This is a genomic window from Ulvibacter sp. MAR_2010_11 (assembly GCF_002813135.1).
GTDB lineage: Bacteria > Bacteroidota > Bacteroidia > Flavobacteriales > Flavobacteriaceae > Altibacter.
Map to the genome: position 1 here is coordinate 1,598,312 of NZ_PHTY01000001.1, position 18,287 is coordinate 1,616,598.

Below are 18,287 nucleotides of genomic sequence, written 5' to 3' on the forward strand. Positions count from 1 at the left end.
ATCTAAGTTGAATGGGTTTTTTAATTCCCGTTGATTTTGCTACTTTTGCCCAGCTAAATAACAAATCGAAAAAATATGGAATCAATGATGATTTATATGCCAATTGCAATGGCAGTGTTAGGGTTACTTTATATGGCCTTCAAAAGATCTTGGGTAATGAAACAAGATGCAGGTGATGGTAAGATGAAAGAAATTTCAGATCACATCTACGAAGGCGCCCTTGCCTTTTTAAATGCAGAGTACAGATTACTTGCCGTTTTTGTACTTATTGTGAGTATTGCCTTGGCAGCGGTATCGGTCATCGTACCAACCACACACTGGCTAATTGTAATTGCCTTTATTTTTGGGGCGTTTTTCTCTGCTCTCGCAGGGAATATGGGGATGAAAATAGCCACTAAAACAAACGTGCGTACCACACAGGCTGCGAGAACCAGCCTACCCAACGCATTAAAAGTCTCATTTGGCGGAGGAACCGTTATGGGATTAGGTGTTGCCGGATTGGCAGTTTTAGGCCTTACAGCATTTTTTATCTTTTTCTTCCATTTCTTTATGGGAGGAGTTTGGACAAACACAGGTGACATGACCATCGTACTGGAAACCCTTGCAGGCTTCTCGTTAGGGGCCGAATCTATCGCATTGTTTGCGAGAGTTGGGGGTGGAATTTATACAAAGGCCGCCGATGTAGGTGCCGATTTAGTTGGAAAAGTGGAAGCGGGTATTCCTGAAGATGATCCACGTAACCCTGCAACTATCGCCGATAACGTGGGTGATAATGTTGGGGATGTTGCCGGAATGGGAGCCGATTTGTTTGGATCGTATGTAGCAACTGTGTTGGCAGCCATGGTACTTGGAAACTATGTAATTAAGGACATGGGAGGTTCGCTGGCAGATGGCTTTGGAGGCATTGGCCCTGTATTATTACCAATGGCAATAGCCGGTGCCGGAATTATTATTTCGGTGATTGGAACCATGTTGGTAAAAATTAAAAGTAACGACGCAAAAGAAGCTCAGGTTATGGGCGCTTTAAATATCGGAAACTGGGTATCTATTATTTTAGTAGCTATCTCATGTTTTGTTTTAGTAAAATGGATGCTTCCCGAAACCATGCAAATGGAATTCTTTGGGGAAGGTCTTGTGGAAATTTCTTCACTTCGTGTGTTTGGAGCAACCATCATCGGTCTTATAGTTGGCGGAATGATTTCTTCAGTAACAGAATACTACACAGGGTTGGGTAAAAAACCAATCTTAAAAATAGTTGAAAAATCAAGTACAGGAGCAGGTACAAACATCATTGCCGGTTTGGCGACAGGGATGATCTCAACCTTTCCATCGGTACTTTTATTTGCAGGTGCTATCTGGGCGTCCTATGCATTCGCAGGTTTCTACGGAGTTGCTTTGGCAGCTTCAGCGATGATGGCAACTACAGCCATGCAGTTGGCAATTGATGCTTTTGGACCTATTAGTGATAACGCAGGTGGAATCGCCGAAATGAGCGAACAGGATCCAATCGTACGTGAGCGTACAGATATTCTGGATTCGGTTGGAAATACAACAGCAGCAACCGGAAAAGGATTTGCAATTGCTTCGGCCGCACTTACCTCTCTGGCTTTGTTTGCAGCTTATGTGACTTTTACGGGTATTGATGGTATTAACATCTTTAAAGCGCCGGTATTGGCCATGTTATTTGTAGGGGGAATGATTCCTGTGGTATTTTCAGCATTGGCCATGAATGCCGTTGGAAAAGCCGCTATGGAAATGGTACAAGAAGTACGAAGACAATTTAGAGAAATTCCCGGGATTATGGAAGGGACAGGAAAGCCTCAATACGACAAATGTGTGGCTATTTCTACCAAAGCTTCTTTAAAGGAAATGATGCTGCCGGGATTATTGACCATCGGATTTCCATTGGTGATCACCTTTGTTCCTATGATCTTTGGAATGGACAATATGGCTATTGCCGAAATGTTAGGTGGTTATATGGCAGGTGTGACTGTGAGTGGTGTACTTTGGGCTATTTTCCAGAATAATGCCGGAGGTGCCTGGGACAACGCTAAGAAATCGTTTGAAGCCGGAGTAATGATCAACGGTGAAATGACCTATAAAGGTTCCGAAGCTCACAAAGCAGCGGTAACGGGTGATACTGTTGGTGATCCTTTCAAGGATACTTCAGGACCTTCTATGAACATCTTGATTAAGCTTACTTGTTTAATTGGATTGGTGATCGCTCCTATCTTGGGAGGTCATGTGATTGCCGATGACTTGAATAGTTCAGAAGAAATGATTTTTATTGATGAAGACGGAAACAAAACTATTTTAACCGATAAGGAAGCAAAGCAGGTCGCCAATACTTCTGAAGTTTCAAAAGAAGTAAAAGTTGAAATGTCTGTAGATGGAGATGTTACTACAGCCAATGTTACTATAAAAACTACCAAAGATGGTGAAACTACTACTGAAACAAAAACTTTTTCAGGAACCGAAGCGGAAGTAGAGGCTCAAATTGAAGCCTTGAAAGATGTAGATGTAAATGTAAAAGGCAATAAAGTGGTAAAAGAAATTGAAGTCACTAAAAAGCAATAGTTTCTTAAAACGTTAATTATCTTATAAACCTCGTCTCTCAGACGGGGTTTTTTTGTGTTTTTGAAGTATCTTGGTAATACAATTTATGAATTATCCGGATCTAATAACACTTGGGATCTCGTTCGGGCTGGGAATGCTCATCGGACTACAACGGGAAAAAACCGACAATAAAATTGCGGGTGTCCGCACATTTACCCTAATTGCTGTATTAGGGACCATCTCCGGATTTCTTACCCGAGATTTTGAAAATCCGTTCATCTTTCCCATGATGGGAATTGCACTCGCCGGCTTTTTAATTACCGCTAATATTATCAAACTCAAAAAACAGAAGGAAGCAGATATTGGTCAGACTACAGAGGTAGCCGCCCTGCTCATGTTTGCCTTGGGAGGTTATTTGGTATTGGGCAATCAGGTTATTGCCATAATAGTGGGAGGCTCAATGGCTGTACTGCTTTATGTGAAAGAACATCTGCATGACCTAATAGACAAGTTGAAGGATAAAGATTTGGCAGCCATAATGACCTTTGCCGGAATTTCGCTGGTAGTATTGCCCATACTTCCCGATAAAACCTATGGCCCGTTAGATGTTTTAAATCCACAAAACATCTGGTTAATGGTTACTTTAATTGTGGGGATCAGCGTAGCCGGTTATTTTATATATAAGTTTTTAGGCAAGAAGGCGGGTGTGATTTCAAACGGTATCCTAGGCGGAATTATCAGTAGTACAGCAACTACGGTGAGCTATGCGCGTAAAACCAAGGACACTAAAAATATAAGTAAACTATCCGCCTTTGTAATTACGGCATCCGCTACTGTTTCGTTGGTTAGAATAATGATAGAGATTGGGGTAGTACTTCGCGGAAAAACTTCGGAAGTAATTCTACCACTTATCGTATTTTTCATCTTTATGGTGCTTGTGTGTATTGGGTTGTTTTATCTTATAAATAAAGAGGAGACCAACGATACAATGCCCGAACCGAAAAATCCGGCCCAGTTTAAAAGCGCGCTGTTTTTCGGACTCTTATACGGGGTAATATTACTTACCGTTGCTTTTGCTGAAAAAGAATTAGGAGACGGCGGCTTGTACACAGTTTCAGTTATAGGCGGTCTGGCTAATAAGGATGCAATAACCTTGTCGCTGTCACAACTCGTTAAGGGAGGATTGGATAGCTCTTTTGGTTGGCGACTTATCCTGGTGGCGACCCTTTCAAATTTTGCTTTTAAAGTAGTCTTAAGTGCAATTTTAGGGACAAAACAACTTGTAAAATGGACGGCAATTGCGTTTGGTTTGTCTATGATTGCCGGACTTTTATTGTTATGGCTTTGGCCCGAATCCTGGCAATTATAGTATGGGTTTTTTCAAGAAAGATCCGCTGCAGATTATTGCCTTTCAAAGCTATGGTACAGATTCACATTTATACATTCGCGGAAGAGCTTTGGAAGATGAACAAATTGATCTGGCAGATAAAGGTTTTTTTAGTTTGCTTACCAACAGTTGGAAACGTTTTTCGACCGATGAGTTGGCTCATACCAGGATAAAAATTAAATTGTCCGATGGCTCAATATTTTATACCGAAACCGACGATAAAGGTTATTTTAAATTAAAAGAAACACACAAGGGACTCCGGGATCTCACAAATGATGAAGGTTGGCTTGCCGTCGAACTCTCCTTTGACCCCCTCATAACCAATCGGGTTATAAGTAATGATAACCGATTCCCCGGAGAGGTTGCAATTCCTTCAGAAAATGGCATGTTTGGGGTTATTAGTGATATAGACGACACTATTTTGCATACCGGTCTTACTTCGGCCTTAAAATGGCAGGTATTAAAAAACACTTTTTTAAAAAGAGCCGAAAAAAGGACTCCGCTGGAAGGTGCCGCAGAATTTTATCATCAGTTGCATCGCGGTAAAAGTGGAATTGATGCCAATCCTGTTTACTATGTAAGTCATAGTCCCTGGAATTTATATCGCTACCTCGAATATTTTTTGAAGAAAAACAACTTCCCCAAAGGGCCTCTTTTGTTGCGTAATTTTTCGAGTCCGTTCAGAAAAAAAATTCAGGCTGAAAAACCACAAAAACAAACTGAAATAATAGATATATTAAATACCTACCCAAAATTGCCATTTATCTTAATTGGAGACAGTGGTGAGCACGATCCAGATATTTATATAGAAATTGCTGAGGCATTCCCAGATAGAATTCTCGCCATCTATTTAAGAAGCGTGCGGCACAAAAAGAAAATGATTCGTGTAGAAGGACTCACTCAGGATTATAATAAAGTGCCGGTGCTATTGGTCGAAAAAAGTAAACAAGCCATTGAGCACGCGAGAGAACACGGATTTATTCAGTAAGATTCTTAAAATAGGTATAAGTTTCCGGTTGAGACTGTAATTTTTTATCGGACGCCGCTATATAATTATTAGTTTGTTCAGCATCCAAAATTCGGGCCTTTATCGTATCTGAAAGTTGAATATCAATTAGCTCACGAATGGTTTTTTTGTGATCCACATCATAAATGGGCGTGACAACCTCGATTCGGTGATTTAGGTTACGTGTCATCCAATCTGCCGAACCAATATACACCAATTCATCGCCGGCATTCCCGAAAATAAACACGCGCCCATGTTCCAAAAATCGATCGACAATAGAGGTTACGGTTATGTTCTCACTTTGATTCTTAATTCCGGGTACCAACGAACAGATTCCGCGAATAAGCAATTTTATTTTCACCCCGGCGTCACTTGCCCGGTAAAGCAGCTTAATCATGTCCTTGTCTTCCAGACTGTTCATTTTTAAGATAATGTAGGCCTCTTTTCCTTCACGTGCGTATTCAATTTCGTTGTTCACCAATTCGGTGAATTTTACTCTTGCCGTAAAAGGAGATACTAAAATTCGTTTGGTTTTTGGAACAATAATGGTTCGATCTAAGACCAAAAAGACCTTGTCTATTTCTTTTGTGATTTTAGGGTGCGCCGTCATTAAGCCAAAATCTGTGTACAATGTGGCGGTGTTTTCATTGAAATTGCCGGTGGCGATATAGGCATATCTTACCGTCTTTTCCTCCTCCAGTCGCTCGATGAACAAAATTTTAGAATGTACTTTAATGTCGGGGTAACTGTAAATGACCTTGGCTCCGTTTTTCTCGAAGATGGCACCCCATTTTAAATTGTTTTGTTCATCGAAACGGGCTTTTACTTCAATAAACACGGTTACTTCTTTGCCGTTTTTTGCGGCAAGCGCAATCGCATCATTTAGACGAGACTTACTAGCTGCACGATAGATGGTAATTTTTATTTTGGTCACCTTGGGATCGATTGCGGCTTCTTCCAATAGGCGAATTACCGGCTCAAAAGACTGATAAGGATAATGTAATAATTGATCTTTTTGCGTAATTGCCGAAAACATAGAATCACTTTGCATCACCGCATGTGGTAAAGGAGGCAATTCTTGGTTGGACAAATCTTTTGAAGTAGGATTAGGGAAGCTGAAAAAATCTTTGAAATTATGGTAGGCACCTCCCAGAATTATGTCGGTGTCGTTTGCATCCAGAATGTTTTTTAGGCTGGTTTGAAGCGACTTTGGCATTTCCAAATCAATTAGCACCCGGGTAGCCTGTCCTTTGGCACGTTTTGGCAACGATTTTTTAATTTTATCCATCAAATTACCCGAAAACTCATCTTCAATATATAGCTCTGCATCACGGGATATCTTTAAGGAATAATATTTTGTAGCTTCTTCTTTCACCGGATGTAGTTTCAAAGAATACTTCAGGATGTCATCGATAAATGTGATGTAATGTTTACCATTTACCTTCGGAAAAACGAAGAATCGCGGTTCGTCTTCCGGAATTTGAATTAATTGAATTTCATTATCGTCCAATTCTCCTGCCAGATATAAGCTCTCATTTTCAGGAAAAAGAGCGTCTTTACTGTTTTTGGTGTATTTTTTCTGAACCAATTTATCCTTCAGTGATTCATTGAAGTAATGCTTTGCAATTTCTTTATGGGTGCCTGAAAATTGTTTCCAATGAATAAGATGAATGTTTTCTGTTTCCAGATCGGGAAGAATTTGTTCTTTGAAAATTCGGCCGAACTCATTTTGCTGAATATCCACCTGATTTTTAATTTCCTTTAAAACCTTGTTCGGTTTGGTAATGAGTTTTTTCCGAAGCGGTTTCTCAACATTTTTAATTTGTCGGATATCCGACACCCGAACCCTGAAAAATTCATCCAGATTCGATGAAAAGATTGCCAGAAATTTTATGCGCTCGTATAACGGATTTCTCTTGTCGGCGGCTTCCTGAAGCACACGATGATTAAAGCGTAGCCATGATAAATCCCGGTGAAAGTATTTTGAATTGTAGAGTGATGCCATAATGTACCGCAAATTACGGCATTATCTTATCGGTATTTTTACAAGAGAATGTTAAGTTTTGAAAAGCCCGTGCAATTCGGCATCAATTTTATTGATAACCTCTCCCAAATGCTCCGGTTGGTCTACAAAGTTTAGGCTATCCACATCGAGTACTATAAGATTGCCCTTATCGTATTCATGAACCCACGCCTCATAGCGTTCGTTCAGCCTGCTGAGGTAGTCAATGCTTATGGAATTTTCGTATTCGCGTCCGCGTTTGTGAATTTGATTCACCAAATTAGGGATGGAACTTCGCAAATAAATAAGCAAATCGGGACCTTCGGTAACACTTTCCATCAAATCGAACAAGGAGCGATAGTTTTCGTAGTCACGGTTGGTCATAAGACCCATGGCATGAAGGTTGGGCGCAAAAATATAGGCATCCTCATAAATGGTCCGATCCTGAATAATATCCTTCCCGCTTTTTCGAATGTCGAGGATTTGACGAAATCTACTGTTTAAAAAGTAAATCTGAAGGTTAAAGGACCACCGCTCCATCTGATTGTAAAAATCGTCCAAATAAGGGTTGTCTTCGACGTCTTCAAAATGGGCTTTCCATTTGTAGTGTTTTGCCAGTAAACGCGTTAACGTGGTTTTTCCGGAGCCAATGTTTCCTGCAATCGCAACATGCATAAATCTTACTGCTTGGGTTGAGTTAGTGAATATGTGTGGATATTAATTCCGTCATAAATATACAGCAAATCTTGCGTAAGGTGCAAGTCTTTTACCATGTTTTCGGTGAGTTGAACTTTCAGCGGATTAATAGAATTTTCAGAAATAAAAAACAAGTCATTTCCCTTGCTCACAACTAAATTTTCATTGTGTTGCGCCATTTTTTGAAAACCGGACGATTCCATTTCATTTAATAAACTTCCGTAGACATTAAAAACTCTCAATTTCCCCTCACTTAATAAAAAACAATAATTGAAATTACTCGCCTGTGCTATCAATTTCCCCGTTATGGGTTGTGAAACTAATTGTTTTCGCTGCGTTCGGTAGTTGTATAATTCCAGCTGCTGCGTATCCATATTAAAGATCCAAAGCTGGTTGTTTCCCGCATTTGTAGCAGTGCTAATATTCATGAAATTTGCCTGATGGTTGAAATTGATGCGTTCAATTTCGTTTAATTTATTGTCTAAAAGCACCACCGTATTGACACTCTGATAAAAGACCACGATCTTTAAAGGATTAATAATATCAACTGAAGTGATATTGCCCAATTGATAATCGTTAAAGCTAAAAACACCTTCCTCTCCTTGCTTTTTGAGGACCTTGTCTTTTATGAAATATAAATTTTTATAGGAATCGGTGCCTATAAAACTATCGGCATCCAGCGGGATGGCAGTTACCTTTGTAGCAGTCTGCCCCGGTAAAAGTTGAGAGACCAAAATAAAAAGTAAACTCAAGTATTTCATAGAGTAGGAAAGATACAAAAAACCGAGACAGTGAAATGTTTAAAAAGTGAGTTTATAACCAAACCCGCGAACATTGATAATTTTAATGGCTTCGTCGCTACTCAATTTTTTTCGGAGCTTCGAAATAAACACGTCCATACTTCGGGCGTTGAAAAAATCGTCGTTGCCCCACAATTTTTTCAAAATAAAGGAACGTTCCAAGACTTCATTTTTATTGTTATACAAATGAAAAAGCAGATGTGCCTCCCTATGGGTTAAAAGCTGAGATGCTTCATTTTTATACTGAAGGGTTTGTTTTTTAAACTGAAAGGTATAGTCTCCTATTTCAATGAGGTCCTGCGAATCCTGAAGTTTTTTTCGGTCGAGTAGATTTTCAATTCGCACGATTAGCTCTTCCATACTGAAGGGTTTTTTCAAATAATCGTTGCCGCCAATTCCAAAACCCTCTACAACATCTTTGGTTTGCGATTTGGCAGTTAAAAAGATAATTGGAATTTGCTTGTCTTCCATGCGTATTTCCTTTGCCAATGTAAATCCGTCTTTTTTTGGCATCATTACATCAAGGACGAGTAAATCCGGTTTCGCATCCTGGTATTTCGCCAATGCCTCAGCGCCATCCTTGCAATGGAGTACAGTGAAACCTCTAGTCTCGAGACTTTCTTTTACAATTTGTCCCAGTGAAATTTCATCTTCGGCCAACAATATCTTAACAGGCTTAGTCATTGGGAAGGTTTATTTTAAAAGTAGTTTGCTTTTTGACGGTTAGGGAAATAGTTCCTTTGTGCTTTTCGATTATTTTTTTGGTGTAATACAAGCCAATTCCGAAACCTTTTACATCGTGAGTATTCCCTTTTGGGACGCGATAAAATTTATCGAAAATCTGTTTTCTGTGTTCTTCGGAAAGCGAAGCACCCGAATCGGTTATGGTAATTTCTATTGCGTTTGCCAATTTGTGAATTCCTACTGAAATTTCATCACCTCCGTACTTTATGGCGTTGTCGATTATATTGTTGATGGCATTTTCAAAATGAAAAGCATCGATAGGGTATGTAATTTCTTCTTCCGAAGCTTCAAAACGCATTACCTTGTCTTCGTTGCTGAAAATCTCTTTGGCGGCCGCTTTTTTAAGTACCTCGACCAAATTGATTGTCTCAAAATTTAATTCTAGGTTCTCACTGTCCAGGGTAGCGGTTTCCAGTAATTTTTCAACCATCAAATTTAATTTTTCTACCTGTTCTGTGGAAATTCTTGCATAGCGAAGATTTTTTTCAGCATCATTTTTATCATTGAACTGTTGAATTCCCTCCATCGCGGCGCCAATAGTTGCGATGGGAGTTTTAAACTCGTGGGTGATATTACTTATTAGATCATTTTTTATTTCAGCCAGTTGTTTTTGTCTTCTAATAATTTGAAGCAGATAAAGCAAACACCCAATCACGGCGATGGCAAAGAGAAATGAGAGCAGAATTCCCATCAGATTTTTACGTAAAATGGTAAGCGTTTCATTCGTAAAATAAAGTTGCAGTGAGCTTGCATGGGGTAAAAAACCGGATTTTGAAACCGTGGTTAGCGCATTATCGGCGATGTAGGCTTCATTGGTTCTTTCGGTAAACCCTTCGGCTGAAGTAAACACCATTCCATAGTCCACCCTTATATTTTTGCGCCGTAATTCCTGTCCTACTAGGGTGTCTAAAGCTTTTAAATCGATTTCTTCCGACGTAATGGCTAACATCACTTTGGAAGTTAAAATTTTAAAGACATTCTCTGCAGAATCCTGACGTCTTAGCCACACTTTTTTTTCATCTTTAAAAGTTTGATCTACAGTGAGTAATTTAAATAGGGAATCTTCCTCGATACTGTCTGGACAAGTAACGATAGAAATATGGTTTTTTTGTCGTTTCTTGGATAGTAATAAAGGCGGAAGTGTATCACCTCTATATTCAAATTGTATCTTTTCACTGTCACCGGTAACGCGTTGAATAGAATCCGCATTTCTATTAAAAGCAAAATTCAGCACATTTTTCTTGGCCAAACTTGCATAATACTCATCTACAGCATTGTCTAGACTAATTTGCACTTCGTTAATTAGCTGTTGCTTCCCTGCCTCGTAATTCTTATAATTCCAATACACCTGCATGGCAAGTGTCACTAGGATCACCGCGATAATAAAGTACAATATGGTTTTATAATGACGCTCTTGCATAGCTGCAAATTACAACCTTAGCAATTAGTATAGCAAATTGGTTAACACTCGTTAACAATAGTTAACTCTAAAATGCAATACAAATTACCATTTTTGTACAGTTCAATTAAAAAATCACATTATGAAATTCATCATCAGTTACTCCTTGGTTTATACATTGGCAATGGCAACAGCAATTGCACAAGAGTTTCAAGGTATTGCCTATTACAAAACACATAGGGAGATAAATTTATCATTGGATAGTACCCGGGTAAATTCAGACACACAAAAACACTTGCAAGGGCAGATTCAAAGGCAATTTCAAAAAGAATATACACTCAGTTTTAAAGGGAAGGAGTCTGTATATAAAGAAATAGAATCTTTAGAAAAGCCATCGGTCGCTAATGTATCGGGAGAAATAAAAATTGTAGTTGGCGGGATGTCCGACGTGCTGTACCGAAACCTGAAGGATAACTTTTATGTTCAGGAGACCGAGATTATGGACAAGCAGTTTTTAATAAAAGATACCTTGAAACCCCGGGAGTGGAAATTGGAAAAGGAAACGAAAAGCATAGGGGAATACACTTGTTTTAAAGCGATTTTTTCTGAAGAAATCATTGAGCAAATATTTAGTACTGATTCTAATCAGATCGAAAAAGTAACCAAAACCCGTACGACAACTGCCTGGTATACACTCCAAATTCCCTTGAGTCACGGGCCTCAAAATTTCTGGGGCCTGCCGGGACTCATATTGGAAGTAAACGACGGTGAGCAATCCATGCTTTGTTCAAAAATAATTCTAAATCCGAAAAAGGAAATCGAGATTTTGGTTCCTTCAAAAGGAAAACCGGTTACTCAAGTCGAATACGATATAATTCGAGAGAAGAAAAACAAAGAGATGATGGAGAATATGGGAGACAACCGCAGCAATAAAGGCGGAAATACGGTTATCATGAAAATTGGAGGATAATTATTAGAACACCGGTTAAACCAATCTTTAAGGAAATAGTCCAACAATAATGTAACAAAAGCGGTAATTTGGCACTTACATACCGACTTTAAACTCATTATTATGAAACAAATTCTTTTAGTAGTTCTTTCTCTTTTTTCAATATCAACCTTCGCTCAGAATATTAGCGGGCAGGCCTTTTACGAATCTAAAACCACAGTCGATATGGACAATTTTGGAGGTCGGGAGATGAGTGAAGATATGAAAAAACAAATCGCGGAGCGAATGAAAAGTATGTTGGAGAAAACTTACATTCTAACATTCACTAAAAATGAGTCGATCTACAAAGAAGACGAAAAGTTGGAAACAGGTGCAGACAATGGAGGCTTTAGAATGATGATGGGTAGCTTTACGGCAGGGCCGCAATACAAAAACATTGAAGCCAATCAAATATTGGAAGAGCGGGAATTTTTCGGGAAACAATTCTTAATTAATGATACCATTTCCAATTTGGATTGGAAGCTTGAAAAAGAATCGAAACAAATAGGACAGTATGTGGCGTTTAAAGCAACTGCCATTAAAAAGATCGATCCAAACGATATGAGTATGGTGAGAAGACGTCGTGACAGAAACAGGGAAGGTGGTGACGAAAAGAAAGAACAGGAAACAGCAAAGGACACCACAAAAACAGCCGATCCCTTCGATGAAATTGAAGTGCCAAAAGAGGTGTTGGTCACAGCATGGTTTACACCGCAAATTCCGGTCGCCAACGGCCCCGGAGAATACGCCGGATTACCCGGATTAATTTTAGAACTTAATATTGACCGTACCACTATTTTGTGTTCAAAAATCGTAATGAACCCCAAAGAAGCCGAATCTATTGCTCCTTTAAAGAAAGGAAAGGAAGTGTCTCGTGAAGAATTCAACAAGATTGTAAAGGAGAAGACCGATGAGATGCGTGAAAATTTCAGAGGCGGCAACAGACGAGGCGGAGGACGCTTTGGAGGGTAAAATCAACTAAAATTTACTGAAAAATTCCTCCCTTCCCGAGAGGGGAGACGGGAAAGGATTGTGATGTGCTAATCAACTATTTTATATGAAAAAAATACTTTTTACACTTTTAATGCTTTCAGGAGCAACACTTTTTGCACAAAGCATCAAGGTGAGAGGATTTATAAAAGACAGTATTGGGGAACCTTTAGAGTTCGCGAATGTGATCGCGACAATTCAGGCAGATGGCGCCATAGAATCTTACGGAATTACCAATTCGGAAGGAAGATACCAACTGGATCTTCCGAAAAATAATACCTACGTTCTTAAAGCTAGTTTTTTAGGATATGAAACCAAAGAACAAGTGGTGACAATTTCTGAAGATGCCGAAAATATACAACAGGATTTTACCCTGAACTCACTTGCAGACGAATTGGAAGGGGTAGAACTCATCTACGAAATGCCCGTAACTGTTAAGGGCGATACCATTATTTATAACGCCGATTCTTTTACAACCGGTGACGAGCGGAAACTGGGCGACGTAATGAAAAAGCTTCCCGGCGTTGAAGTAAACGACGATGGAGAGATAGAAGTTGAAGGAAAGGCTGTGAGCAAGGTAATGGTGGAAGGCAAGGATTTCTTCGATGGCGATTCGAAATTGGCCACTAAAAATATTCCCGCCGATGCGGTAGACAAAGTGGAAGTGCTTCGGAATTACAACGAGGTGGATCAAATGCGAGGTCTGGGGAACGATCAGGACAACATTGCCATAAACATCAAACTGAAAGAAGGCAAAAAGAACTTCTGGTTTGGAGAAGTTACGGCCGGAGCAGGAATAGCCGATGAAGACGGCAAGTATTTGGTGCATCCGAAATTATTCTACTACAACCCAAAATACAGTATCAATCTTATTACCGACTTCAACAATATTGGGGAAGTACCTTTTACGTTTAGGGATTACTTCAATTTTACGGGCGGATTCAGAAACTTTAACCGCGGTGGAGGAACTAATTTCAATATTAGTGATACCGATTTGGGATTTGCCGTAGCACAAAACAATAGAGCCAACGATATCGACACTAAGTTTTTGGCAGGAAATTTCAGCTGGGCAGCGACTTCAAAGCTGGACCTAAGCGGATTTGCGATACTTTCAGATAATAAAACCAATATTATTACCAATTCCATCCGACAATTTATCGTTTCGGGAACCACCGAAAATACGAGTGCCGAGAACGATCAAAGGAGTCAGTTGGGAATGCTGAAATTAAGCAGTACGTATAAACCCAATTCAAACTTTCAGTTAGATTACGACATACTTGGAAAAATGTCGAAACAAACCGAAGACGATACTACAATTTCGATCGTCGAAAACAATACAAATAACATTTCCGAAACGCTAGAAAATCAGCCGTTTTCAATAAACCAGAACGCAAATATTTATTATACCGCCAACGACAATAATATTTTTGCTGCGCAGGTGCAGCATTTATATCAGGATGAAGACCCGTTTTATCGCGCGGTACAGGATTCCATTCCTTTTCGGGGTATTTTCACAACATTCGACCCGGCAAATCCGCAAAATGAAGTCTTCGACCCGTTAACACAAGCCAATCGCTACAATATCAATCAGGATAAAAATGTAAAGACAAACAAGCTGGATGCCAAGGTAGATTATTACTACGTAATCAATAACAAGAGCAACATAAATGTTACGATGGGGAGCACTTTAAGCGACCAGAGATTTAAATCGGGGATTTTTCAGATTTTGGATAATGGTAGTGAAAACAATTTCACCGATGACGAGTTCAACAACGATGTGCTATTTTATTTTACCGATGCCTTTCTGGGCCTACATTACAAAGCAAAGGCCGGAAAGTTTATTTTCACCCCCGGGCTTACTCTACACAATTACAATGTAAAAAACGAACAATTGGGAACTACCCTCTCTCAAAACGACTGGATGGTATTACCCGATGTGAATATAATTTTGGAATTGAAAAAAAGTGAAAACCTTCGATTTAATTACGCTATTTCTTCAGAATACACCGACGTTAATAACTATGCCGAAGCCTATGTGTTTAACAACTACAACGCCTTGTTTAGAGGAAACCGTTTGTTGGAAAATGCGTTGTCTCATACTTATAATCTAACCTATTTCAGTTTTAATATGTTTAACTATACCAATATAAGCGGTTCGTTAAATTATTCGAGACGTCTCAACGGATTTAAAAACAATACCGACATTGCTCAAATAAGTCAGGTTAGCAGTCTGTTTAACATGGACAGTAATTTTCCCGATGAAACATTTTCGGCCTTTGGGCGGTTTAGTAAAAGAGTGAAAAAATTACAGTTCAATTTAAATGCCAACGCCACGTTAAGCAAATCGAATACGATAGTAAACGATGAAATTCGGGAAAGTAAAAGTCTTACGCAGAGCTATCTAGGAAGTGTGCGAAGTAATTTCAGAGAGTGGCCCAATCTTGAATTGGGGTATCGCCTAAGTGTAAACGACTACGATAACGGCGGATTACAACAAACATTTTTTACGCACAGACCTTATGCGAATTTGGACATGCGATTTCTAAAGGATTTTACGCTAACGGCAGACTGGGATTATTACAATTATAACAACGATGCCAAAACGGTGGAAAACAAATATTCCTTTGTAAATGCCAACTTATATTATCAAAAAGGTGAGAGCCCGTGGGAGTTTCAGGTGCAGGCGACCAATATTTTAGACACCGGTTTTATTAACAACGACAGCTTTAATGAACAGTTTAATACTACCAGTCAGTATTTTGTGTTACCGCGAATTGTCATGTTTATTGTGAAGTACGAACTGTAGTTTTTTGTATCTTTCTGAAAACTTCACTGTATGCGCAAGATTGTTCTCGGGATTGTAATTGCTGTTTTCATTGTCTTTGGTTTGCGCTATTGTGAACACCAAAAGGAGGCGCGTGAACGGCTGGATGCTAATACAGCTTTAATACAGGAGCAACTCGAAAACGTTGGTAAATTGATTGTTACCGAAGGAAGCTATACACAAGTTTTTACGTATAAGGATACGAATAAATTATTCGGGTTTCTGGATGCTCGCAAGAAGGCCTTGGTGGTCGTCAATGCCAAAGCCTCTATTTCTTACGATTTGAGTGAGATAAAAACTGAAGTGGATCAATCTGCACAAACAGTAACTATTACACACATTCCGAAGCCTGAATTGTCCATTAATCCTAATATTCAATACTACGACATGCAGCAGGATTATTTGAATCAGTTTGAAGCAGAAGACTATAATAAGATAAAGAAGCAGATCGAAAAGGATTTAAGAACAAAGATTGAAGCGTCGGAATTAGTTACCAACGCTCAAAACCGACTCATTTCAGAATTGCAAAAGATTTATATTCTAACCAATTCTATGGGTTGGACCCTACAATACAATGAAGAAACTATTAGCACTGAAGCAGATTTGCAACAACTTAAACTTTAAACTATTTTCCCTCCAAATTCAAGAGAGGACTAAGGGGAGTTTATATCTTCTTACTCAAATTAAACCACCCTCCACCATTTATCGCTTCGACCCCGTTACTCTTTAAAATTCCTGAAGCACTTCCGCTTCGAACGCCACTGGCACAGCATAAAATAACAGGTTTGTCCCACTTTTTAATTTCTGAAATTTTTGAAGATATTTCAGGCAATGGAATGTGTTTCGAGCCGGGAATCGCTCCGCTGTCGTATTCTTTTTTTGAGCGAACATCTACAATCACGGCTCCGCGTGACATAAAATCCCGAATCTTATCGTTCTTATTTCCGAATAAAAAATCGAATATTCCCATAATTAGTGTGGCTGATTTTTAGTTTGTTTCTCTATCAATGCTATTCCGTCGTTTATTAAATGCGAAACTTTCGGTTTTCTTTCCTTCAGTTCAATTAGGTAATTTAAAACCTCATCAAATCGCGTCAATTCATAAATCTCTAATGGCAGCAGCCAATCCTCTGGATGATTTTCTCTAAGTTTCTTAAAAAGCGAGTGTAGCTGTTCCACTAATTTGGGGGAGCTGTCCAACAACGGAGGACTGAGAGGACTTTTTTCTCTAACTTGGCGTACCTCCTTATACAACTCATTCAACGAGCCTTCCTTTTCCGAAAGTACCACCCGAACTGTCTCACTACTACTCACATGATTTACCAAATCGAACGACAAATAGTCTGCAGCACCGGCAAAGGCCGAAACGATTTCTTTCCCTACGGCCATGTCGAAGTCGCCCATCTCCGGATTAAACAACACCTCATTTTTGTAGGTCACCGTACAGTTTGTAAACTGGATTAGCATCAGTTTTCCACCCAGATTTCGCATTCCGGTTACGTTTAATCCTTCAACCGTGATTCCGCTTTCAAATTCGAAACCAATAGGTTTTCCGTCATAAAAATTATAGGCTTGCAAATCACGTGGACCCATATTTTCAATCGCCAGATTAATACCTTTCAGCTTTCCCAATGGCGAACGAAATCCGTTGCCATGTCTGCTCACTCCATGACCGATCACCTCTTTTTCACGATAGGAGAGTGCAGTTTCCCCTTCAGTTTCAAAATAAACCACCTCGTTGTCCTCGTTCTGAATCATTCGGGTAAATCGACCGCTAACCTGCAATCCGGTACTCAACTCGATAGTGCCTAATTGCTTCGATTCAATAAGTTTTTTCAATCCGCGCCACCCGCCTTTCCGAACTGCCATGGTGTTGGCAAACTCTTCCAAAACTTCCTGTAAATAAGCAAAATCGGGGGTAACGTATAGCTGAGGTTGTGGTTTTGTAATGTCAAAATCCTGGTAAGCAGCATCGATGGAATAGGGTATTTTTTTCACTCCCTCCTTCATACACCAGGCACTTTCGCCTATGGAAGAAAGTAATCCCGCGCCATAAATTTTTGGTTGCTTCACTGTTCCTACCAGACCGTATTCGACAGTCCACCAATGTAAATTTCGTATCAATGATATTTCAGAAGGATGTACTTTTTTTTCCTGAAGCATTTGTACACGCGCTTCCGCAGCATCTACTCGCTCTTGCGAAGTGCCCTCGGCCTCTTTCAGAATAGACAATTCCCGAACGGCCTCATACATTTCAATATCATGGGCGCTCGAAATTGCCTTGGCACCTACTTCCCCAAAACGACGCAAATATTCAGCGTAATCGGGACTTGCGATGATGGGTGCATGCCCCGCTCCTTCGTGAATAATATCGGGTGCCGGGGTGTATTCTATATTTTCCAGTTGCCGAATATCACTGGCAATGACAAGCACTTTATATGCCTGAAATTCCATAAACGCATTCGGCGGAATAAATCCGTCGACTGCAACGGCTGCCCACCCAATTTCTTTGAGAATACGGTTCATCCCGTACATAGACGGAATCTCGTCGATAGAAATCCCCGTTTTACGCAGCCCTTCCAGGTAACTTTCATGCGCGACCTTACTCAGATAATCCACATTTTTTCGCATCACATAGCGCCACACCGCCTGATTTACAGGTGTGTACTGCTCGTAATTCTGCGGTTTTATATATTGCTGTAAATGCGGTGGTAACCGGTCCAGCAACTCGTTGGTTTCAATCTGCGCTTCCATAAGGGGTCAAAAATAGAAAGTATTCTTCAGATAGTTTGAAGAAATGGGAATAATCCTCCCCTTTAAAAAAGGGAGGTGTCCGCCAAAGGTGGACGGAGGGGTTTATCCCTAACGCAAAATCACCCAGAATGATTATCTTGC

Annotated in this window: 14 protein-coding genes; 7 read left to right on the plus strand and 7 right to left on the minus strand. The window is 39.8% G+C overall.

Features of this window, described 5'->3' with window-relative positions:
• Window positions 1-75: 75 nt before the first annotated feature.
• From ATE92_RS07365 to ATE92_RS07375, 3 genes are all read left to right on the plus strand, one after another.
• A complete protein-coding gene (locus ATE92_RS07365; protein ID WP_100803084.1) occupies window positions 76-2,577 on the plus strand; it encodes a sodium-translocating pyrophosphatase in 2,502 nt (833 codons plus the stop codon).
• 85 nt (window positions 2,578-2,662) lie between these two features.
• Window positions 2,663-3,925: an MgtC/SapB family protein gene (locus ATE92_RS07370; RefSeq protein WP_100803085.1), complete on the plus strand. Its 1,263-nt coding sequence runs from the start codon at window positions 2,663-2,665 to the stop codon at window positions 3,923-3,925.
• 1 nt (window position 3,926) lies between these two features.
• Window positions 3,927-4,931, plus strand: coding sequence for an App1 family protein (locus tag ATE92_RS07375; protein ID WP_100803086.1), 1,005 nt, complete (start codon window positions 3,927-3,929; stop codon window positions 4,929-4,931).
• Here ATE92_RS07375 and ppk1 read toward each other — a convergent pair.
• The 5 genes from ppk1 to ATE92_RS07400 are packed head-to-tail and all read right to left on the minus strand — an operon-like array spanning window position 4,921 to window position 10,611.
• Complete coding sequence (gene ppk1 / locus ATE92_RS07380) at window positions 4,921-6,954, minus strand: polyphosphate kinase 1 (protein WP_100803087.1); 2,034 nt, start codon at window positions 6,952-6,954, stop codon at window positions 4,921-4,923. The genes ATE92_RS07375 and ppk1 overlap by 11 nt on opposite strands.
• 51 nt (window positions 6,955-7,005) lie before the next feature.
• Entirely contained in the window at window positions 7,006-7,626 is a 621-nt protein-coding gene (locus ATE92_RS07385) for a deoxynucleoside kinase (RefSeq protein ID WP_100803088.1), read from the minus strand.
• Between the two features lie 5 nt (window positions 7,627-7,631).
• Window positions 7,632-8,408, minus strand: a complete 777-nt coding sequence (locus ATE92_RS07390; RefSeq protein ID WP_100803089.1) for a hypothetical protein — start codon at window positions 8,406-8,408, stop codon at window positions 7,632-7,634.
• Between the two features lie 39 nt (window positions 8,409-8,447).
• A complete protein-coding gene (locus ATE92_RS07395; protein ID WP_100803090.1) occupies window positions 8,448-9,131 on the minus strand; it encodes a response regulator transcription factor in 684 nt (227 codons plus the stop codon).
• Complete coding sequence (locus ATE92_RS07400; protein ID WP_100803091.1) at window positions 9,124-10,611, minus strand: sensor histidine kinase KdpD; 1,488 nt, start codon at window positions 10,609-10,611, stop codon at window positions 9,124-9,126. Before ATE92_RS07400 ends, ATE92_RS07395 begins: the two co-directional genes overlap by 8 nt.
• 121 nt (window positions 10,612-10,732) lie before the next feature.
• On the opposite strand from ATE92_RS07400, the gene ATE92_RS07405 reads away from it, so the two are divergent.
• The 4 genes from ATE92_RS07405 (at window position 10,733) to ATE92_RS07420 (ending at window position 16,016) form a co-directional block, all read left to right on the plus strand.
• The gene (locus ATE92_RS07405) at window positions 10,733-11,560 is read left to right on the plus strand and encodes a GLPGLI family protein (RefSeq protein ID WP_100803092.1); all 828 of its coding nucleotides are present in this window, start codon (window positions 10,733-10,735) and stop codon (window positions 11,558-11,560) included.
• Between the two features lie 102 nt (window positions 11,561-11,662).
• Window positions 11,663-12,550 (plus strand): GLPGLI family protein, encoded by an 888-nt coding sequence (locus ATE92_RS07410; protein ID WP_100803093.1) that lies wholly within the window; start codon window positions 11,663-11,665, stop codon window positions 12,548-12,550.
• Window positions 12,551-12,635: 85 nt separating this feature from the next.
• Window positions 12,636-15,374, plus strand: a complete 2,739-nt coding sequence (locus tag ATE92_RS07415; RefSeq protein ID WP_100803094.1) for a carboxypeptidase regulatory-like domain-containing protein — start codon at window positions 12,636-12,638, stop codon at window positions 15,372-15,374.
• Between the two features lie 30 nt (window positions 15,375-15,404).
• Window positions 15,405-16,016, plus strand: a complete 612-nt coding sequence (locus ATE92_RS07420) for a DUF4230 domain-containing protein (protein ID WP_100803095.1) — start codon at window positions 15,405-15,407, stop codon at window positions 16,014-16,016.
• A gap of 40 nt (window positions 16,017-16,056) precedes the next feature.
• On the opposite strand, the gene ATE92_RS07425 is transcribed toward ATE92_RS07420, so the two are convergent.
• Window positions 16,057-16,362 (minus strand): rhodanese-like domain-containing protein, encoded by a 306-nt coding sequence (locus tag ATE92_RS07425; RefSeq protein WP_100803096.1) that lies wholly within the window; start codon window positions 16,360-16,362, stop codon window positions 16,057-16,059.
• 2 nt (window positions 16,363-16,364) lie between these two features.
• Complete coding sequence (locus ATE92_RS07430) at window positions 16,365-18,146, minus strand: aromatic amino acid hydroxylase (protein ID WP_100803097.1); 1,782 nt, start codon at window positions 18,144-18,146, stop codon at window positions 16,365-16,367.
• Window positions 18,147-18,287 lie beyond the last annotated feature (141 nt).